The following is a 19,825-nucleotide window of genomic DNA, read 5'->3' as shown; positions in this document are numbered from 1 at the left end:
GAGTATATAAATCTCTTATTTGGTAAGAGCGCAGCCCAATCAGGGTGCTTATATTAGAGAAGTGGCTGTTTAATAACCGAATGTGTTGCACTAAAATAAAGCTAAAAAGAACATTTTAAAAGTGTGACATAAAACAAGTTGTTAACAAGAAAAGGTTGGTTTTTTGATGACTGATGAGGGGGAATGCAGTGAAGCAAAAAATGCCCGCACATATTCACGGGCAAGTCGACGTAACTTATTGACTGGAGCCTGGCATTACCCGTCTTTTTCAGGTGTTGGCGCAGAGGGCAAAGGCCAGCCGCCTAGGCGCTTCCAACGATTAACAATTTCACAAAATAGCTCGGCCGTACGCTCGGTATCGTAAAGGGCGCTATGGGCTTCTTTGTTATCAAAAGCAATATCAGCGGTTTTACAGGCTTTAGCCAGCACGGTTTGCCCGAGAGCCAAGCCGCTTAAAGCCGCCGTGTCAAAGGTGGCAAAAGGGTGGAAGGGGTTACGCTTTAGTTTCGCGCGCTCGGAGGCGGCCATCACAAAGCTGTGATCAAAATTGGCATTGTGGGCGACCATAATGGTGCGCTGGCACTCTGCCGCTTTTTGCTCTTTACGGATCAGTTTAAAAATCTCTTTTAAGGCCTCGCCCTCATCAACCGCGCCGCGCAAGGGGCTATAGGGATCACGAATGCCGGTAAATTCAAGGGCCGCTGGCTCTAAGTTGGCGCCTTCAAAAGGCGTGACATTAAAATGCAATGTTTTATCCGGAGCGAGCCAGCCTTGCTCATCCATTTTTAAGGTTACCGCGCAAATTTCGAGTAATGCATCGGTGTTGGCGTTAAACCCGGCTGTCTCCACATCAACAACAACGGGAAAGTAACCACGGAATCGGGCCTTAAGGCTGTTTAGATCGCTTTCTTGGCTCATGCAATGTCACTTTACTTACAATAATCAGAGTATGATTATCGCAAATCCGGACGATAAGCTAAAGTCACCATCTTGCCGGTCGATATCTTTATCGTTACTCTTGTTGGTTAAACCGTCTCTCACTGCTGGGTGCATCCTCTTTAGGTGTGCAAATATGCCACTCCAAGGATCATAAAGCCTGTGCAGAGCCTCATGCGAAGTTCGGAGTCCAGAATGGCGTCTCGCCTTTTTAAGCCATGCCTGATTAATAATGTGTTGCCGGGCGCGCTGGCCCTCACCGTGGGTCTATTGAGTGCGGGTAATGTTTATGCAAACAAGCAATATGTCGCATCGCTTGGCGAGTCGAACTGGGCGGTGACCATAGATACACCGATCGAGTGCCGCCTGCAGCACAATATTCCTGGATACGGGCTCGCGTCGTTTACCTCGCGCGCCAGCAAAGACATGAATGTAGATTTCGAGTTGGAGATGCAGCGTCCTATGGGTGAGACAGCGCCGGTATCTTTGCTATCCATGCCGGCCGATTGGATGCCCGGTGAACCGGCCCGATATATGGACCAGCTTAAGTTTTTCCAACAGTTTGATGGTTATGTCGGCGGCCAAACGGCCTGGTCGATGTTGAGCGAATTGGAAGAAGGTCGCTTTCCTACCTTTAGTTTTCAAGATTGGCGGCGCCAACAGCGTCAAATCGATGTTGCCCTGTCTGCGGTGGCGTTTGGGGCACCGTACCAAGAATTTAGCCAATGCTTAAACACCTTATTGCCTTACGCGTTTGAGGACATTTCCTTTACCGTGTTGCGCTATCAAGAAAACAGCGATGAACTCACCAAAGCGAGCCGCCAACGCTTAACCCAAATTGCCGAATTTGTCCGCTATAGCGATGATATTGATTTGGTTTTGGTCGCCACTTATTCCGATGCACGAGGCACACGCGCCGCCAATCAACAAATGTCGGAGCGGCGGGCGAAGAAATTACGTGACTACTTTACCTCTTTGGGCTTGCCTGAGGACAGGATTACCGTTGAAGCCTATGGCGAGCGCCGGCCGGTCGCCGATAACGAGGATCCCATTGGCCGAAGTAAAAACCGTCGTGTGGTGATCTCTCTGGGTAGGACCTTGTTATAAGGCACAGTCAACGTTCAGCGAGTAGGCGGACGTTCAGCCGAGGTGGGATGACAAACCAAAAGCGAACCTTAGTTCCCAGCGACAGAAATAACAAAGCCCTGCGGTTAAAGCAGGGCTTTATTGTCTTGGCTATGTCGCTATCACTAAGGCTCACTCTGTTAAGCGTGTGAGCTTCATAAGAGCAGGTGTCAGTTAACCGTTTAGGCCAGCAGACGCGCTCTTGTTTTGAATAAGCTCGAGCTTATAACCATCAGGGTCAGTGACAAAAGCGATTTCAGTGCTGCCACCTTTTACTGGGCCTGGCTCGCGAGTGATATTGCCGCCGGCTTGGCGAATTTGATCACAGGTGGCGTAAACATCGTCGACACCGATCGCAATATGACCAAAGGCGTTGCCGTGATCGTATTCCGATTCGCCCCAGTTATAGGTCAATTCGATCACCGCACCGTCAGACTCATCGCTGTAACCGACAAACGCCAAGCTATATTTATACTGCTCGTTTTCATTGGTGCGTAACAAACGCATACCCATTACGTCGGTGTAAAATTTTACTGCGCGATCCAGATCACCGACGCGGATCATGGTGTGTAGAATTCTGCCGTTAGACATGACGTTGCTCCTTTATTACTTGCCAGTGCTCGCCTGAAATAGCGTTAGCTGTCTGGATAGACTTTATCTTTATATTCACATAAATCTTCAATGATGCAACTGCCACAGCGGGGTTTGCGTGCCAGGCAGGTATAGCGTCCGTGCAAAATAAGCCAATGGTGCACATCGACCTTAAACGCTTTGGGCACCACCTTGTTCAGTTTCTCTTCCACGTCATTGACGTTTTTACCCATCGCAAACTTGGTGCGATTAGAGACCCGAAAAATATGGGTGTCGACCGCAATAGTGGGCCAACCAAATGCGGTATTGAGCACGACATTGGCCGTTTTACGCCCGACACCGGGTAAGGCCTCCAGCGCTTCGCGGTTTTCTGGCACCTCACCACCGTGCTGTTCGATCAGCGCACGACAGGTCTTAATCACGTTCTCGGCTTTGGAATTAAACAGGCCGATGTTTTTGATATAGGACTTCACCCCATCCACACCTAGTGCCAATAAGCCCTCTGGTGTGTTGGCCACCGGATAGAGTTTATCGGTAGCTTTATTGACACTCACATCGGTGGCCTGGGCAGACAGTAACACTGCAATCAACAACTCGAAAGGGGTAGACCAATGCAGCTCTGTTTGCGGTGTTGGATTGTTGTCTCGCAGCCGCTCCAAAATCTGTTGTCGTTTTTCTTTATTCATTTCCCTATCCCGTCACTGATTGCCGGTGATCCGCGCGCGTTCAATCACTGGTTTCTGCTCGGATTCTGTCTTACTGGCAAGATGGGTATCAATGATGTTCTTCAGAGCGATCAAAAAGCCCACCGCTAAAAATGCACCGGGTGGCAATATCGCCAATAAGAATTTGGTATCGAATTGGAAAATTTCAATCCGTAGCGCCGCGGCCCAGTCACCGAGCAACAGATCGGCGCCATCAAACAAGGTGCCGTTACCAATAATCTCTCGAATCGCGCCGAGTATCACCAGCGCTGCGGTCATGCCCGTTCCCATCCAAAACCCATCACTAACCGATAAGCCAACCGGGTTTTTTGAGGCAAAGGCTTCAGCGCGGCCGATAATAATACAGTTGGTGACAATCAAGGGGATAAAGATCCCGAGTGACTGATAAAGGCCGTAAGCATAGGCATTCATCACCAATTGCACACAGGTGACCAATGAGGCGATCACCATCACGAAAATTGGGATACGCACTTCTTTAGGCACCCATTCTCGGATCACCGACACGATTAAGTTGGAACCCACCAGCACAGCCAGTGTTGCAATGCCGAGGCCCAGCGCATTGGTGACGGTGGCAGAGACTGCCAGCAGTGGACACAACCCCAGCAGCTGCACAAAGGCGGGGTTGTTGCTCCATAAGCCATTTTTCATCAGCGCTTTGTGGTCACTGTTCACGACGCACCTCCGCAATTGACAGGTTGGTTAAGCAAGGTAGCTTGTTGCTGGCTGACAAACCAGGCCGCTTTTTTTACCGCGGTAACCACCGCCCGGGGGGTAATGGTCGCACCGGTAAACTGATCGAACTGACCGCCATCTTTTTTGACCGCCCAGCGTTTATCGTCTTCACTGGTCACTGTCTTGCCGCTAAAGCTTTGTACCCAGTCCGACACACGCAAGCTCACTTTGTCTCCCAGGCCTGGGGTTTCATTGTGCTCGAGGACCCGTACGCCCAAGACTTGATGACTGGTGGCATCCATCCCGATCAGCACTTTTATCGCGCCATTGTAGCCATTGGGGGCGATGGTTTGAATGGCGACCGTGGTCACCTCATCGTTCAAGGTGCCGACATAAAAAGGTTGCGCCTCGTCAGTGCCGAGTGCGTCCGAGTTTGTCACCAGGCGGCAGCTTTGGTGAAGCGGATTATCATGGCGCGCCTTTGGGATCACTTGATTGAGCGCTTTGGATAACTGAATTTGTTGTTGCTCTTTTATCGTGTCTTCAGTCAGCGCATTGGTAACCGCCACTAATGCGGTGGATAAGAGGGCTGCGATCGCCAAGATACCCCCATGTTTTCGTATTGTTTCAATCATGACTGTGACTTCTTCTCTGCCCGCTTATTCGCATGGCCGTAAGTTCTCGGTTTGGTGTAGTAATCAATCAAAGGCACGCATAAGTTAGCGATAATCACTGCAAACGCGACACCGTCGGGGTAGCCACCCCAAGTGCGGATCAAGTACACCAACACCCCAATGAGGCCGCCGAACCACAAGCGCCCTTTGTCCGTCGTGGATGCGGAAACCGGATCGGTGGCGATGAAAAATGCCCCCAGCATGGTCGCACCAGACAACAAATGAATCAGCGGCGACGCTAATTGATCGGGCGCAATCAAGTGGCCCAACAGTGAGCTTGATAATAAGGCGGTGAGTACCGCAACCGGAATATGCCAGTTGATCACACCGCGTTGAATCAATACCAAACCACCGAGCAGATACAGCGTATTCACCCAGGCCCAGCCTTTGCCACCAACGGCAGAAAATATAGGCTGTTGCAAGGCCTCACTGACGGTTTGTCCGCCGGCTAATGCGGTTTTTATGGTGTCCAGTGGCGTGGCCATGGTTGCACCATCGACGGTCATACGGAGTTGGTTAACACTAAAACCGTCCAACGTATAGCCACTGAAAATAGCGGCTAGGGTATCACCGAACGTTAACGCATGGGTGGCAAGGCTTTCGGGTGGTAGCCAGGTAGTCATTTGTACTGGAAATGCGATCAACAGTACTACATAGCCAACCATAGCAGGATTAAACAGGTTTTGACCCAGCCCGCCATAAATATGCTTGGCAACGATGATAGAAAACGCGGTACCAATTACGATCACCCACCAAGGTGCCATCGGGGGGATCGCGACGGCCAAAAGAAATGCAGTGAGCAGCGCGCTATTGTCACGTAAATAGGCCATCACCGGGCGGCGACGTAACCGCATCACCAGTGCTTCTGTTGTCCAGGCGGTTAACACGGCGAGCGTTAGCTGGATTAATACTCCCCATCCAAAGAAATACCACTGTGCCGCGAGTCCTGGTAATGCGCACAGGAGAACGGTCAGCATAATATGGCTGGTGGAGCGCTTATTGTGGGCGTGTGGTGAACTTGCAATGAAAAACGCCACGTTGATTATTCCTTATTATCTTGTTTTTGTTGAGCGGCTTTACGCGCTTTGGCACGGGCAACGGCAGCGGCGACAGCGGCTTTTTTATCGCTGGCCTCGCCAGTGTCTGACGTTTTGTGGGCTGTTGCGGTTTGGCTTTCAGCCGAGGCCGATGAATCAGCGCTTGATTCGCCTTGTTGCGCCGCTTTTCGGGCTTTGGCACGGGCAACGGCAGCGGCGACAGCGGCTTTTTTATCGCTGGCCTCGCCAGTGTCTGACGTTTTGTTGGCTGTTGCGGTTTGGCTTTCAGCCGAAGCCGACGAATCAGCGCTTGATTCGCCTTGTTGCGCCGCTTTTCGTGCTTTGGCACGGGCAACGGCAGCGGCGACAGCGGCTTTTTTATCGCTGGCCTCGCCAGTGTCTGACGTTTTGTTGGCTGTTGCGGTTTGGCTTTCAGCCGAAGCCGACGAATCAGCGCTTGATTCGCCTTTTTGCGCCGCTTTACGCGCTTTGGCACGAGCAACAGCAGCGGCGACAGCGGCTTTTTTATCGCTGGCTTCGCCAGTGTCTGACGTTTTATTGGCTGTTGCGGTTTGGCTTTCAGCCGAAGCCGAGGAATCAGCGCTTGATTCGCCTTGTTGCGCCGCTTTTCGGGCCTTGGCGCGGGCAACGGCAGCCGCTACGGCGTCTTTTTTACCATCTTGGTTGTCAGTGTTTTCTGATCCTGCCTGCGACGCTATGGCTTGCGCGGGTTTTTGCGTCTCTTTCGCCGCCTTACGTGCTCGGGCTTGCCGTTTGCGCTCCTCGCGCAACTTCATCATTTCACTGTTATCTGGCTCATCACTGCCGGTTTTCGCTGCCTCGGCTTGCTTAGCTTTTGCGCGTGCAATCGCAGCGGCGACTGCGGGTTTCACGTCGTTATCCGCCGATTGCGCCGCTTTTTTCGCCTTCACCCGTTCAACTGCAGCGTTTAAGGCATCGCCAGAGCCGGCATTTTGCTGTGCGGCTTGTTTGCGACGTTCCGCTGCTTGGCGGTGTTTTTCTTCTCGCTCTTGTTTTTCTCGTTCCATCCGCGCTTTTTTGGCTTCAAAGCGTTGGCGCGCCCGTTCGGCCGCCTCTTTTTCTGCTTCAATCTCGCGGATTTCGGCTTTGGCTTGGCGATAATATTGCACCAGCGGAATCTCACTAGGACAGACGTAGGCACACGCGCCACATTCAATACAATCAAATAGATCGTAGTCTTGGCATTTGTCATAGTCTTGATCTTTCGCGTACCACTGCAGCTGCTGCGGGAGAAGATGCGCGGGGCACACATCGGCACAGGCACTGCACCGAATACAGGCCATTTCTTGTTTGGCTGGTGCTATTTCTTTGCGGGTTGGCACCAACACACAGTTAGTCGTTTTGGTGATGGGCACCTTAGCGTGAGGCACCGTAAAGCCCATCATCGGGCCGCCAATAATCACCCGTGGCTGTTTTTTATCCGCTTTATAGCCGTGCTGAGCTAATAGTTCGCCAATCGGCGTGCCCAATAGTGCCCAGCGGTTTTGCTGGGTTTTGAGCGTTTTCCCGGTCAGGGTTACCACGCGCTTGATAAGCGGCTCACCGTCTAGCACGGCGCGCTTAATCGCGTATGTGGTGCCAATATTTTGCATCAACACGCCGATGCTGGCCGGAAAGGCTTTGGCCGGTACCTCTTTTCCTGTGATCAGTTGGATGAGCTGTTTTTCACCCCCTGATGGGTATTTGGTCGGCACCACTTGAATGAGGATGTCGTCCTCCACCGCGTCGACAGCGGCATTTAACGCAGCAATCGCCTCGGGCTTGTTATCTTCAATACCAATCACCGCCAGTTTTGGCTTCACAATGTGGTTGAGAATTTGGATGCCCGCGACGATTTCATCGGCGCAATCTTGCATCAAGCGATCGTCGGCGGTGATATAGGGCTCACACTCGGCGGCGTTGATGATCAGTATCTCGGTTCGTGCGAGGCCGGTTTGTAGTTTACGGGCGGTAGGGAAACCCGCTCCCCCCATTCCCGCAATGCCCATAGCGCGAATATGGTCAATCAGGCGTTCAGGTGTTTGGGTGTGATACTCAGCAAAAGCGGGTTTTGCGCCCCATGTATTGTTACCGTCCGGTTGAATCACAACACAGCGATCGGATAACCCAGAAGGGTGGGCGATGGTTCTATCTTCAATTGCAATCACGGTGCCTGAGGTTGGAGCATGCACCGGCACACATTGCTGAATGTCGGTTTCGGTGAGAGCTTGTCCAGCGAGGACTTGATCGCCTTGGCTAACGAGTAGTTTGCCTTTACTGCCAATATGTTGTTTTAACGGAATAACCAGTTCAGATGGCAGTATGTGCTCAAGAATCGCGTTTTGGTTAGATTGGGTTTTGTGCTCGGGTGGATGAATACCGCCGTGAAAATCCCAGATCTGACCGTGTTTAATTTGTTCAATGAGACTTTCCATCAGGCGCGTGCCCCCTGATTGTCGGTTATGTTTACTACCGGAATTTGGTCGAGCTGCCACTTCCAGGTTTCTGGTGTGTCCTGGACGGGGATCATTTCAATGCAATCGGTCGGACAGGGTGCTACACAGAGATCGCACCCAGTGCAATCTTGTTCAATCACGGTATGCATGGCTTTGGTGCTACCGACAATCGCATCAACAGGACACGCTTGAATACACTTAGTGCAGCCAATGCAGTCTTCTTCGTGGATAAAGGCAACGGTTTTGATGCTTTTTTCTTCATCATGCGCCAATTCTGTCGCTTCAACGCCCATCAGGTTGGCGAGGTTCTCAATGGTTTGTTGCCCGCCAGGGGGACATTTATTGATTTCATCGCCATTAGCAATCGCTTCGGCATAGGGTCGACAACCAGGATAACCACATTGGCCACATTGCGTTTGTGGCAGGATCGCATCAATTTGATCGACAATGGGATCGGCCTCGACTTTAAAGCGGATCGAGGCAAAACCAAGAATTGCGCCGAAAATAGCGGCGAGGGCAGCGATAACAATCACTGCGATCACGATTCCACTCATGATAAGGTCACCAATCCAGTAAAGCCCATAAAGGCGAGCGACATCAGACCTGCGGTGATCATAGCAACAGACGCGCCCCGGAAGGGAGCCGGCACATCAGCCGCGGCAATACGCTCACGCATTGCGGCAAATAGAATCAACACCAGCGAGAAACCACAAGCCGCACCAAAACCATAAATGATGGATTCAATAAAGCTGTGCTGCTGTTTTACGTTGAGCAAAGCAACACCCAACACCGCACAGTTTGAGGTGATCAGTGGCAAGAAAACGCCCAATAACCGGTGTAACGTAGGGCTGGTTTTGTGTACCACCATCTCAGTGAACTGCACGACCACGGCAATGACCAGGATAAAGCTCAGTGTGCGCAAGTAGCCAAGATCTAACGGAATGAGGATATAGGTTTCAACCAGGTACGAGCTCACCGATGCCAGGGTCAGCACAAAGGTTGTGGCTAAGCCCATGCCAATCGCTGTCTCTAGTTTTTTTGATACGCCCATAAATGGACACAGGCCCAAAAACTCCACCAGAACGAAGTTATTGACCAAGACAGTGCCCACTAATAGCAACAAATACTCAACCATGCTATTTAATCATTTAGTGTTTTTGTGATCTGCCTATTATCGACCTTTGAAGCGGCTATAACAACCGCCATCAAGCAGGGTTTTTGCCTGATCCGCTGTAAGCTATCAGTGACGCTTGATTTGCGACCGGCTTAGTAAAGGGTAGTGGTAGAACAGAAGGGGCGATCAATATAAGAATGCTGTTTCGAGGGAGAGAATAGTCAAGTCTAAGCAGACAGCTCAGTCAACGTTGGTTAAATAGCGACATAATCTGCGAAGCAGATCAGAGAGTGACTTGGAAAGAGTAGAATTAAAACGAAGGAAGTGGCTCCCCCTGCGGGACTCGAACCTGCGACATACGGATTAACAGTCCGCCGTTCTACCAACTGAACTAAGGGGGAATCGATTTACTTATGTATTCTTTTTGATTTCAAGGTTGGCTCCCCCAACTGGACTCGAACCAGTGACATACGGATTAACAGTCCGCCGTTCTACCAACTGAACTATGGGGGAATTGCCTTGAGAACGGGGCGAATCTTAGCGAGCCCCTGAAAAAGTGTCAACTCATCAACCCTAAGAAAATCCATCTTTTCAACTGACTGCTGAAAAGCTAGCCGTTGGCGTTGATAAAAGCACCACAATGGCGATCGATTAAGCATTGATGCGAACTTGGACTTGACTTTTATTCACCCCAGTAAGGCAAGGGCTTTCAGTGGTTACCCACAGATTCTGTGGATAACCATGTGTGTGAATCTTGATAAACTCGCTACATGATTGATTTTATGCAAAACATCGATAATCACGAAATTGTTTTGTGTTTTTATGGTTATGATTTTATTGATTTTTTTATGGGTAAGTGCGCACGAGTATGACGAAGGCGGAATGTCAATATTATGCACAGATTATTTTTTCGTCAGTCATTGAGTATCGGGGATAAATACAGTGATGATCATTGAATGTTGCGATTTTTTTGCGGGAAGGAGGGGTAAGGGTTCCAAAAGAGGACCGATAGGTTACCTAGGTCCGATTTTCAGATCAAGAACTCTACGCGAAAAAGATCGCATTTTACACGCAACCAGTAAGCAGTCAGAGTCGTTGACTCCGTCAGGTGAGTCAGGACAATAAGATGACTTGGTCAGACGACCCAACAGGACAGCCTCATGAGTAAAACGTTTTCGCTGCATTCTGCTTTTCAACCATCGGGCGATCAGCCTGAAGCCATTCACCGATTATGTGAGGGGCTCGATGCGGGGCTCGCGCATCAAACATTATTGGGGGTAACGGGCTCAGGTAAAACATTCACGATGGCCAATGTGATTGCGGAACTGAATCGACCCACGATGATACTGGCGCCCAATAAAACCCTAGCGGCTCAGTTATATGGTGAAATGCGTGAGTTTTTCCCGGATAACGCGGTGGAGTATTTCGTTTCTTACTACGACTACTATCAACCAGAGGCCTATGTGCCTTCAACCGACACCTTTATCGAAAAAGACGCGTCAATCAATGATCAGGTTGAACAAATGCGGCTTTCGGCAACTAAGGCCTTGATGGAGCGGCGTGATGTCGTCATTGTGGCGTCGGTATCGGCCATTTACGGCTTGGGGGATCCCGACGCGTATCTGAAAATGATGTTACATATCCGGCGCGGTGATATTCTGGATCAGCGCACTATTTTACAGCGTCTCGCGGAACTCCAATATACCCGTAATGATCTGGCATTTGAGCGCGGTACATTCCGAGTTCGCGGTGAAGTGATTGATATTTTCCCCGCCGAATCAGACAAAGACGCGATCCGAGTTGAGCTTTTCGATGACGAAGTTGAAACCATTAGCGTTTTTGACCCATTGACCGGTCAAGTCAGCGTCAAAGATATGCCACGCTGTACTATCTATCCCAAAACGCATTATGTCACCCCGCGAGAGCGTATCTTGGAAGCGGTTGAGCAGATAAAAGTGGAGCTCGCTGATCGCAAAAAAACGCTGCTTGAAAATAACAAGTTGTTGGAAGAGCAGCGGATAACTCAGCGCACGCAGTTTGATATCGAGATGATGAACGAGCTGGGGTATTGTTCCGGGATTGAAAACTACTCACGTTACCTGAGTGGCCGGACTCAAGGCGAGCCGCCGCCGACGCTATTTGATTATTTGCCGGCTGATGGCTTGCTGATTATCGACGAATCTCACGTGACTGTGTCTCAGATTGGTGCCATGTATAAAGGTGATCGATCACGTAAAGAAACACTGGTCGATTATGGGTTTCGCTTACCGTCTGCGCTGGATAACCGGCCACTTAAGTTTGATGAGTTTGAAGCACTTGCCCCACAGACAGTTTATGTCTCGGCGACACCGGGCAATTATGAGCAAGAGAAATCAGGGTCAGACATCATCGATCAAGTGGTGCGACCGACGGGGCTTATTGATCCTGAAATTGAAGTGCGCCCGGTCGCCACTCAGGTCGATGATTTACTCTCAGAAGTACGTGCCCGGCGCGAACTGAATGAACGGGTGCTTGTGACCACATTAACCAAGCGTATGGCCGAAGACCTAACTGAATATATGCAAGAGCACGATGTGCGCGTTCGCTATCTGCACTCTGATATTGATACGGTTGAACGCATGGAGATCATTCGCGATTTACGGCTTGGCGAGTTTGATGTCTTGGTGGGGATCAACCTGCTACGAGAGGGGTTAGATATGCCAGAAGTCTCTTTGGTTGCCATTTTGGATGCCGATAAAGAAGGTTTCTTGCGCTCTGAACGCTCGCTGATTCAAACCATAGGCCGTGCTGCGCGTAACCTACGCGGTAAAGCCATTTTATATGGTGATCGGATCACCAAATCGATGAAGCGTGCGATTGATGAAACCGAGCGGCGTCGCGTCAAGCAAGTGGCTTACAATGAGGAACATGGCATCACACCGCAGAAATTGAACAAAAAAGTGATGGACGTGATGGAAATCGGCACCGGTAAGCGAAGCAAGGCGAATAAATCGTCCGCGAAGTCGTTACGTGCTGTTGCCGAGCCAGATGCAGATTATGCACTGAAATCCCCGCAAGCGATTGATGCGGAAATAAAAAAGCTTGAAAGCCAAATGTTAGAAGCGGCACAAAACCTTGAGTTTGAAACGGCAGCACAATTGCGCGATCAGCTCCAGGGGCTGCGCGAGCAGTTTATCGCCAATAGTTAGATAAAAAGCTAGATAAAAAAAAGCCAACCTAAAAGTCAGGTTGGCTACAGTGTTTCAGTGAGTAATAACTCACAAACAACGTCAGTTGGCTAGGTGACCCCTTAGGGTCACACAATAGGATGCATTTGGCGTGCCAAAAATTAAAAAGGCGATTACATCGACAAAACGTGTGGTTTTAAGCCACAAGCAAAGATACAATGTGAGAAATTTTGCATAATGCAACGCATTTCGCATACGCTCGTGCAATTGAGCCAATGAATATTACAGGCTCTATGAAGGCTATGGGCTCAATGAAGACTGTATGCTTTATGAAGACCCCAGGCAGCGATGTGATTCTTGGAGGATAAATGCCAGCACTGTCACCCAATAAACGAATATTGATGGTGGAAGATACAGCGTCGGTCGCGGCGTTATACAAATCGTATTTAAATCCCTTGGATGTCGATGTCACTATTGTGGGCAAAGGGCAGGATGCGCTGACTTTCTTTGAACAAGAAGGCGACCAACTTGCGTTGATCATTCTGGATCTTCGCCTGCCCGATATGTCAGGGATTGATGTGCTGGCAAAAGTCCGTGCTGTCGCGCCAGACTTGCCGGTGATCATCATGACCGCTCATGGCTCGATTGACGCGGCAGTCGACGCGATGCGCCATGGCGCCAATGATTTCTTAATTAAGCCTTGTGAAGCGGATCAATTGCGCGTCACGGTGAATAAGTCGCTCAAGCCTAAATCCAGCCATCAATCCAACACCAGCAAGCACGAAAGCGAATATCATGGCTTCATCGGCAGTAGCTTACCGATGCAAGCGGTTTACCGCGTGATCGAATCCGCCGCCCCCAGCAAAGCGACTGTTTTTATTACAGGTGAAAGTGGCACCGGGAAAGAAGTCTGTGCCGAGGCCATTCATGCAGCCAGCACCCGCAGTAATAAGCCTATTGTTGCATTAAATTGTGCCGCTATTCCCAAAGATCTGATTGAAAGTGAGCTGTTTGKCCATGTTAAAGGCGCGTTTACCGGGGCGGCGGCTGAGCGTGAAGGGGCGGCAGAAATGGCGCATGGCGGCACTCTCTTTTTAGATGAAATTTGCGAAATGGATATGGATTTGCAATCCAAATTGCTACGTTTCATTCAAACGGGTAGCTTTCAAAAAGTCGGTTCTTCGCATGTCAAAAACGTGGATGTTCGATTTGTTTGTGCAACCAACCAAGATCCTTGGCTTCAGGTTCAGCAAGGAAAGTTTCGTGAAGACCTCTATTATCGTCTGCACGTGATTCCACTTGAACTGCCGCCTTTAAGCGCACGCGGTGACGATGTACTCGCGATTGCCAATGCCTTGCTCGCTGTATTTTCTGCAGAAGAGGGTAAAGATTTTTGTCGCTTCAGTGATGAGGTAGCCGATCTCCTGCTGCGTTATGACTGGCCGGGTAACGTTCGTCAATTGCAAAATGTGATTCGCAACATCGTTGTGTTGCATAATGGTGAAGAAGTCAGCAAAGAAATGCTTCCTTCTCCTGTGAATCGCGTTTCTGGTGCCGAAATTGCATCACCGCAGCATAACGCAGGGTCTGAAGTCACGACGAGTGCCTTTTCGCCGAATCACCTGGTGACGCGAGAGTCATCAGATTCAACGCCTTCGTCGTTGAGTAAAGCGGATATCGAGCCTTTATGGAAAATTGAAAAGCGCGCCATTGAAGCGGCGATTGATGTGTGCAATGGCAATATCCCGCAAGCGGCCGGGTTACTCGAAGTGAGTCCTTCAACCTTGTACCGAAAACTGCAAGCCTGGCAAAAAACTGCGGCGAATGAATGATAGGAACGGATGTATGGCCACCACAGTAAATACTGAAACATTGCGTCGATTGGCATTAGAAGTGGGAGAGGATACGGTGACCGTTTTGCTCACTGTATTTAGTGATGAATTATCTCAGTATCACTCTCAACTGGCTGGCTCGCCATCAATTGAGCAAATCCGTGAAATCAGCCATGCGATTAAAAGCAGTGCCGCCAGTTTTGGTGCCGATGATTTAGCCGAAATGGCGCGCGAGTGCGAATCGCGTGTTAAGCAAGGCCAGCGCGAGTGGATGTCACATCACCTGGATGAGCTTACCGAAATGCTGCAAGGGACGGCGTCAACATACCGGGAGATGGCAGTCGAGCAGGACTTCATCAATAGCTTGACGTAGCTTATCCCGGTCGTGACGCCAATGATGATTTGAAGAGGCCAGCTCGGCCTCTTTTTGTTGATAGTCTGGGTCAAGCTGTGTCGCGCTTTTCTCTCCGAGTATAACATCAACCTTTTTGCCTCCCATCGCACGTTCGCACCACGTCAACATGGTATCGAGAGACATCTCGCCCGCCGGACCGATTTCTTTGCCTAAATTACGGATAAAAACAATTTTTGCCTGCGTATGCTTGAGCGCTCGTCCCAATTCGGGAACCAGTAAAGGTGGCATGACACTGGTTAAAAAACTGCCGGGGCCGAGCAGTATCATGTCTGCCTGTGCAATTGCATCCATGGCTTCACGTGTAGCCGGTACGGTTGGCGAGAGAAATAAACGTGTGGGGGGCGCAGAGAGCTCATCAATGTGTGTTTCCCCCGCGACGGTTTCTCCGTCAGCCGTTAATGCGGCTAATTCTGCTGGGTGTTCAGACATCGGCAGAAGATGCGGACGTACATCTAATAGATCGCGAATCAGCTGAATCGCTTCTAAGGGGCGAACGGATAAATTATCGAGCGCCGTCAGGATTAAATTGCCTAAATTATGCCCATTCAGTTCGCCTTTGCCTTTAAATCGGTATTCGAACAGCATAGAGCCCACTGATGGTTCGGTAATTAATTGATTCAAGCAATTACGAATATCACCCCAGGCTATTCCTCCCTGGCAGGCGCGAATACGGCCCGTTGATCCACCGTTATCTGTCGTGGTGACAATGCCGGTCACGCGATTTCCATGCTCACTTAATGCAGATAACACTCGCCCTAAGCCATGCCCGCCGCCAAGGGCGACGATACGTGTTGAAGACGTGACGTTTGCTTGGTGAGACGATCTTTGCGCTGATCGATCTTGATCAGACACGGTTTGGTGGGAAATCGCTGGATCAGAAAGCGTTGGATGGCGCATTGCCGAGAGACCTAAACAGACAGAAAAATTACGCTAATGTTACCTTAATCGTCCGAATTAAGAAGAAACGCTTGGTGCGAAAATGTGAGCAGGAGAAGAAAAGTACGATAAAAAGTGAAAAAACGGGATAACGCAGCGCATTATCCCTCACCCTAAAAAGACAGAAAAATGGGCGTAATTGGCAAGGCAGCACAGAAAGCATCGTCCTCTATCTAGTGAGGATCCTGCATCATACTCAGTAGGTAATCGCGTGTAGCGACACAAGAGTTATTGGCCATTAATGCTTGTTTTTCATCGGTTGGCAGCGGTAACAGCTCTAACCAGCGTTGACATAACCAAGTTAAATTGGAGAACTCTGCCTCACGATGCATGCTTTGTAGCTCTGGGTGGCGCTCAAACATGGATTGTAAGCGCTCAACCAGTGGTTCGCTTTGCTTATCGACGTGGCAGTCAGGCCAGCGAGGGAGTGGACTCACGGTCGCGAATAACATCTCATCATGCTGGTGGTTGAAGGCTCGAATCGCAAAACGCGCAATGCCGCGGGCAGTGACAACCAAACACCCATCCTCTTGACTGCGGGTGTAATCTTCAATCTCGATAAAGGTACCAATATTGACATGCTGACGCTGAGCCTGGCTTTCTGCCATACATACTCCCAAAGGCAGACCGTGTTTTAAGGCAAAGACCAGTGTTTGCAACGCTTCCCCGGTTGGGATCCGGAGTGGAATGCGTCCACCCGGTAATATATGGCGATCGTTGAACAGAATGGGTGTTGATTGTCCCATGGTACACCTCCTGGTGAGCAATGGTTTGGTCTAATAATCTAGATACTGCAAAAGGGGTGCCTACTTTTTAAAACTCAACTGTATCGGGGGGGTGGCACGTTTCTAGCGGCTTAAGCCATAACCGACGGTTGAATAAATCGCAATTTGCAATGCAAATCCGCTTCATGGCCTGCATTGTGCAATCGCGTATTGTGCAATTAAAAAAATAGCCTCCAACATGGGAGGCTATTAGATTGACGCATCGTCACTTCAACACCGCGTTAGCGATTAACCTGAGGTTTTTTTCCTTTGTATGGATTGTAACCATGGCGAACGCGTGCGCACAGGGGGCGCGAGGTTGAACTTTGTGGTCTCATAGTCTTGCTTGTCACTCTTTTGTCGGAAGAAAAATAAGGTGGTGATAGGGAACGTCTCACCACTTGTACAAGGATGGGGGAGATAGCAATGAATAACAAGATAATCTGGTTAAAAAGTGGTCGATATTGGTATTTCTTCTAAAAAGCGAATTATTATCAGTTAATCTTCTTAAATTTGGTTGATAAAACGCCGATAACCGCGTGGCTGTTGAGATGACCATCATCAGGCTCGTGTCGATGCAATCGCTAACATGATCATCTTTTGCTTTTTTGGAGACAGGGGTGTAGCTTAAAAATTGCACAAGCGGTTTGTACCAAAGTAATAAAAACGCAATCGAGGTTGTGATTGCCTAGTTTGTGATTACCTAGTTTGTGATTACCTAGTTTATGATTACTTTGTGTGACTGTGCCAAACACTGATCCGTTCAGGAGGACACAATGAAACACAAGCGCTATAGCAATAAGAAAATGAAAGAGATGTTGAACAATGTGATGCCGGAGATGGAGAAGGCCCGCGAGGAACACCATGCCCTCAACGATCAGGCGCATGATCACTCGCCTGATGAAAGTCCGACATTTACCCCGGATGAGGCCAAAAAGTAACAGGCATCACTTATAGCCAGCGTTTTCACGCTGGCTATACAGAGAGAATGACACCGCAAATACCCTCCCGCAGCGGTCACCTGAAATACCATCGATTTTGTGACCTTGATACCTGTCTGACATCACACGTGCGCTTTTATGTTGAGTTTTTTTGACAAATAGCGTTTATTATCGTCGTTACAATTGATTAACATTGATGTGGTTTGCCAGTTAAAGTCACTGAGGTGAAAGTGTTCGGTAGAGGATTGTGTGCTTTCTAAACGGTAAGCCAGTGAAGTCTTAGCCTCAAAGTCCTCATATTCAGTATAAACAGCAATTTGTACCGTTTTTTGTTACTGGTGATGAATAAAGCGCTAAATTTGCCTTGTCTTACCAGCTGAACGTTTTTTTATGTGACTTAAGTGTAGTGAAAGATAAGTTTTTAATCTCATTTTATGGCAAAATACTTCAGGTTTATGGCAAAACACAGTATTGATTGGTAATGTTTTGCCTTTAGTCGCGCAGCACGGCGTAGTACAACTTCTAGAGTTGTGCAAATGGATGCTCCCGCTGGCTGCGACGATTGTCATGGATGCAATAGCGATTGTTATGGAGTTACACGATGAAGCTAAACACGATTACCCGAACCCTTTTTATGGGCGCTGGCCTTTCTCTGGCTCTCGCAGGATGCAGTGAGCCCGAGCAAAAACAAACCTCCCAAACAGCCCCTGAGCAAAAAACTGAAACCGCCGCCGGCGAACCCCAACTTGCTGATGTACAAGAGCTCGTTCGTGGTAATGGGGCGGAAGTGGCTTCTCTCGATCCACATAAAACCCAAGGCGTGCCAGAGTCACATGTTATTCGTGACTTACTCGAAGGTCTGGTTAACCAAGACGCCGACGGTAATGTGATTCCTGGTGTGGCTGAGCGCTGGGAAAACAAAGATAACAAAGTCTTTACCTTCTACCTGCGCGATGAAGCCAAGTGGTCAAACGGCGATCCCGTCACTGCACAAGACTTTGAATACAGCTTTAAACGTGTCGCTGACCCAATGACGGCGTCGCCTTACTCATGGTATCTGGGTTATACCCACATGGAGAATGCCAAAGCCATCATCAAAGGTGAAAAAGATAAAGACACCTTAGGGGTTAAAGCACTCGACGATCACACGTTACAGATCACGCTTGACTCAGCGGTTCCGTACTTGGTGAAAATGATGGGTCACACCACCATGAAGCCAGTCCATAAAGAGACCGTAGAAAAGCATGGTGATCAGTGGACCAAACCAGAAAACTTCGTTGGTAATGGCGCGTTTGTGGTCGATAACTGGGTAATCAACGAGCGTATCGAATTAACGCGTAATGAGCAGTACTGGGATAACGACAATACCACACTCGACAAAGTCACTTTCTTGCCGATTGAAAACCAAGTCGCAGAAATGAACCGCTACTTGGCCGGTGAAATTGATATGACTTACGAGATCCCCAATGAGCATTTCCGTCGTTTGAAAAGCGAGCATCCAGACGACCTCTCTATCGTGGGTAACCTGTGTAGCTATTACTACATCTTTAACACCAAGCGTGAACCTTTTGATGACGTTCGCATCCGTAAAGCATTGTCTTATGCCATTGATCGCAATGTAATCACTGACGCTTTACTGGGTCAGGGCCAAAAACCGGCTTATTTCTTAACACCAGAGATCACCGCCGGATTTGAGCCTGAATTGCCAGAATACGCCAAAATGACCCAAGAAGAGCGTGATGCAGAAGCTAAGCGTTTGCTTAAAGAGGCAGGATTTGGTGAAAATAATCCGCTTGATTTCTCACTGCTGTATAACACCAGTGAAAACCACAAAAAACTGGCCGTTGCGATTGGTCAAATGTGGAAAGACAAGCTCGGCGTGTCTGTCGATCTGAACAACCAAGAGTGGAAAACCTACCTAAGCACCAAAGACGAGGGTAACTTTGACGTGGCCCGTGCCGGCTGGTGTGGTGATTACAACGAGGCGTCGACCTTCCTCAGCTTAATGCGAAGCACCAATACCTCAGGCGGTGTGCACTACGATAGCCAAGCTTATGACGCTATCATGCAAAAAGCGATGACCACTACAGACGAGGCGGAACGTAGCAAACTATACCTTGATGCAGAGGCACAAATGGCGAAAGACATGCCGATTGCGCCAATCTATCAGTATGTAAAAGCGCGTCTGCTTAGCCCCCAAGTCGGTGGCTTCCCAGCCAATAACGCGGAAGAGAAGATCTTCTCCAAAGATCTTTACATCAAAGCGGAGTAATCCCTGATTCACGGCTAAGTGAGGGAGTCGTTTATTACGACTCCCTTGATGGTTTCGCTGTTTGTGGAAATGCCCAAGGCAGCGCTTGCTGTGATGCTTAACTAACATGGAACAGCTCGTATTTATGCAAGAGCTAATGTTGACGGT

At 49.3% G+C, this 19,825-nt stretch carries 17 protein-coding genes and 2 tRNA genes; 6 read left to right on the top strand and 13 right to left on the bottom strand.

Going from position 1 to position 19,825, the window contains the following annotated elements; genetic code table 11:
* Positions 1–255: 255 nt before the first annotated feature.
* Positions 256–918, bottom strand: a complete 663-nt coding sequence (rnt, locus tag BZG80_RS12095; RefSeq protein WP_077679456.1) for a ribonuclease T — start codon at positions 916–918, stop codon at positions 256–258.
* Between the two features lie 213 nt (positions 919–1,131).
* Here rnt and motY point away from each other — a divergent pair, with 213 nt between their 5' ends.
* Positions 1,132–2,043 carry a flagellar protein MotY gene (gene motY / locus BZG80_RS12090; RefSeq protein WP_021022307.1) on the top strand — a complete coding sequence of 304 codons (912 nt, stop codon included), beginning with the start codon at positions 1,132–1,134 and terminating at the stop codon, positions 2,041–2,043.
* A gap of 192 nt (positions 2,044–2,235) precedes the next feature.
* Here the strand turns inward: motY and gloA are convergent, their stop codons facing one another.
* The 10 genes from gloA to BZG80_RS12040 all read right to left on the bottom strand — a co-directional run bounded on the left by gloA (position 2,236) and on the right by BZG80_RS12040 (position 9,864).
* The gene (gloA, locus tag BZG80_RS12085; RefSeq protein WP_021022308.1) at positions 2,236–2,652 is read right to left on the bottom strand and encodes a lactoylglutathione lyase; all 417 of its coding nucleotides are present in this window, start codon (positions 2,650–2,652) and stop codon (positions 2,236–2,238) included.
* Positions 2,653–2,696: 44 nt separating this feature from the next.
* Positions 2,697–3,338, bottom strand: coding sequence for an endonuclease III (nth, locus tag BZG80_RS12080; protein ID WP_021022309.1), 642 nt, complete (start codon positions 3,336–3,338; stop codon positions 2,697–2,699).
* A gap of 12 nt (positions 3,339–3,350) precedes the next feature.
* Positions 3,351–4,049 carry an electron transport complex subunit E gene (locus BZG80_RS12075; protein WP_274533714.1) on the bottom strand — a complete coding sequence of 233 codons (699 nt, stop codon included), beginning with the start codon at positions 4,047–4,049 and terminating at the stop codon, positions 3,351–3,353.
* Entirely contained in the window at positions 4,046–4,684 is a 639-nt protein-coding gene (gene rsxG / locus BZG80_RS12070; protein WP_077576312.1) for an electron transport complex subunit RsxG, read from the bottom strand. The genes BZG80_RS12075 and rsxG overlap by 4 nt, the downstream gene beginning before the upstream one ends.
* Positions 4,681–5,760, bottom strand: coding sequence for an electron transport complex subunit RsxD (gene rsxD, locus BZG80_RS12065; RefSeq protein ID WP_077460383.1), 1,080 nt, complete (start codon positions 5,758–5,760; stop codon positions 4,681–4,683). The genes rsxG and rsxD overlap by 4 nt, the downstream gene beginning before the upstream one ends.
* Before the next feature lie 5 nt (positions 5,761–5,765).
* Entirely contained in the window at positions 5,766–8,216 is a 2,451-nt protein-coding gene (gene rsxC, locus BZG80_RS12060; protein WP_077679455.1) for an electron transport complex subunit RsxC, read from the bottom strand.
* Positions 8,216–8,791, bottom strand: a complete 576-nt coding sequence (gene rsxB / locus BZG80_RS12055) for an electron transport complex subunit RsxB (protein ID WP_021022314.1) — start codon at positions 8,789–8,791, stop codon at positions 8,216–8,218. The genes rsxC and rsxB overlap by 1 nt, the downstream gene beginning before the upstream one ends.
* Positions 8,788–9,372 (bottom strand): electron transport complex subunit RsxA, encoded by a 585-nt coding sequence (rsxA, locus tag BZG80_RS12050; RefSeq protein ID WP_021022315.1) that lies wholly within the window; start codon positions 9,370–9,372, stop codon positions 8,788–8,790. Before rsxA ends, rsxB begins: the two co-directional genes overlap by 4 nt.
* 304 nt (positions 9,373–9,676) lie before the next feature.
* Positions 9,677–9,752, bottom strand: a tRNA-Asn gene (locus BZG80_RS12045).
* A gap of 36 nt (positions 9,753–9,788) precedes the next feature.
* A tRNA-Asn gene (locus tag BZG80_RS12040) sits at positions 9,789–9,864 on the bottom strand.
* 647 nt (positions 9,865–10,511) lie between these two features.
* Between BZG80_RS12040 and uvrB the strand changes: the two genes are divergently transcribed.
* The 3 genes from uvrB to BZG80_RS12025 all read left to right on the top strand — a co-directional run bounded on the left by uvrB (position 10,512) and on the right by BZG80_RS12025 (position 14,723).
* Entirely contained in the window at positions 10,512–12,539 is a 2,028-nt protein-coding gene (uvrB, locus tag BZG80_RS12035; RefSeq protein ID WP_021022317.1) for an excinuclease ABC subunit UvrB, read from the top strand.
* 347 nt (positions 12,540–12,886) lie between these two features.
* On the top strand, positions 12,887–14,350 hold the full coding sequence (luxO, locus tag BZG80_RS12030) for a quorum-sensing sigma-54 dependent transcriptional regulator LuxO (RefSeq protein ID WP_241833907.1): 1,464 nt from the start codon (positions 12,887–12,889) through the stop codon (positions 14,348–14,350).
* Positions 14,351–14,363: 13 nt separating this feature from the next.
* Positions 14,364–14,723 carry an Hpt domain-containing protein gene (locus tag BZG80_RS12025; protein WP_021022320.1) on the top strand — a complete coding sequence of 120 codons (360 nt, stop codon included), beginning with the start codon at positions 14,364–14,366 and terminating at the stop codon, positions 14,721–14,723.
* Here the strand turns inward: BZG80_RS12025 and BZG80_RS12020 are convergent.
* Both BZG80_RS12020 and BZG80_RS12015 read right to left on the bottom strand, forming a co-directional pair.
* A complete protein-coding gene (locus tag BZG80_RS12020) occupies positions 14,670–15,662 on the bottom strand; it encodes a YvcK family protein (protein ID WP_077679454.1) in 993 nt (330 codons plus the stop codon). The genes BZG80_RS12025 and BZG80_RS12020 overlap by 54 nt on opposite strands.
* A 212-nt stretch (positions 15,663–15,874) precedes the next feature.
* Entirely contained in the window at positions 15,875–16,447 is a 573-nt protein-coding gene (locus BZG80_RS12015) for an LON peptidase substrate-binding domain-containing protein (RefSeq protein ID WP_021022322.1), read from the bottom strand.
* A gap of 794 nt (positions 16,448–17,241) precedes the next feature.
* Between BZG80_RS12015 and BZG80_RS15905 the strand changes: the two genes are divergently transcribed.
* Together BZG80_RS15905 and BZG80_RS12010 are read left to right on the top strand one after the other, a co-directional pair.
* Positions 17,242–17,406 (top strand): hypothetical protein, encoded by a 165-nt coding sequence (locus tag BZG80_RS15905; protein WP_158009963.1) that lies wholly within the window; start codon positions 17,242–17,244, stop codon positions 17,404–17,406.
* Positions 17,407–18,007: 601 nt separating this feature from the next.
* Entirely contained in the window at positions 18,008–19,678 is a 1,671-nt protein-coding gene (locus BZG80_RS12010; protein WP_077676713.1) for an ABC transporter substrate-binding protein, read from the top strand.
* Positions 19,679–19,825: the final 147 nt, after the last annotated feature.

Source organism: Salinivibrio sp. MA440 (genome assembly GCF_001996265.1).
In the GTDB taxonomy this organism is placed as follows: Bacteria; Pseudomonadota; Gammaproteobacteria; order Enterobacterales; family Vibrionaceae; genus Salinivibrio; species Salinivibrio costicola.
Note: the sequence above shows the minus strand (reverse complement) of the source record. Positions and strands in the feature narration are given on the sequence as shown.

Coding starts and splice junctions, on each gene's coding strand:
- rnt (WP_077679456.1), bottom strand. CDS start 918: ATGAGCCAAGAAAGCGATCTAAACAGCCTTAAGGCCCGATTCCGTGGT.
- motY (WP_021022307.1), top strand. CDS start 1,132: ATGGCGTCTCGCCTTTTTAAGCCATGCCTGATTAATAATGTGTTGCCG.
- gloA (WP_021022308.1), bottom strand. CDS start 2,652: ATGTCTAACGGCAGAATTCTACACACCATGATCCGCGTCGGTGATCTG.
- nth (WP_021022309.1), bottom strand. CDS start 3,338: ATGAATAAAGAAAAACGACAACAGATTTTGGAGCGGCTGCGAGACAAC.
- rsxG (WP_077576312.1), bottom strand. CDS start 4,684: ATGATTGAAACAATACGAAAACATGGGGGTATCTTGGCGATCGCAGCC.
- rsxC (WP_077679455.1), bottom strand. CDS start 8,216: ATGGAAAGTCTCATTGAACAAATTAAACACGGTCAGATCTGGGATTTT.
- rsxB (WP_021022314.1), bottom strand. CDS start 8,791: ATGAGTGGAATCGTGATCGCAGTGATTGTTATCGCTGCCCTCGCCGCT.
- rsxA (WP_021022315.1), bottom strand. CDS start 9,372: ATGGTTGAGTATTTGTTGCTATTAGTGGGCACTGTCTTGGTCAATAAC.
- uvrB (WP_021022317.1), top strand. CDS start 10,512: ATGAGTAAAACGTTTTCGCTGCATTCTGCTTTTCAACCATCGGGCGAT.
- BZG80_RS12025 (WP_021022320.1), top strand. CDS start 14,364: ATGGCCACCACAGTAAATACTGAAACATTGCGTCGATTGGCATTAGAA.
- BZG80_RS12020 (WP_077679454.1), bottom strand. CDS start 15,662: ATGCGCCATCCAACGCTTTCTGATCCAGCGATTTCCCACCAAACCGTG.
- BZG80_RS12015 (WP_021022322.1), bottom strand. CDS start 16,447: ATGGGACAATCAACACCCATTCTGTTCAACGATCGCCATATATTACCG.
- BZG80_RS15905 (WP_158009963.1), top strand. CDS start 17,242: ATGAAACACAAGCGCTATAGCAATAAGAAAATGAAAGAGATGTTGAAC.
- BZG80_RS12010 (WP_077676713.1), top strand. CDS start 18,008: ATGAAGCTAAACACGATTACCCGAACCCTTTTTATGGGCGCTGGCCTT.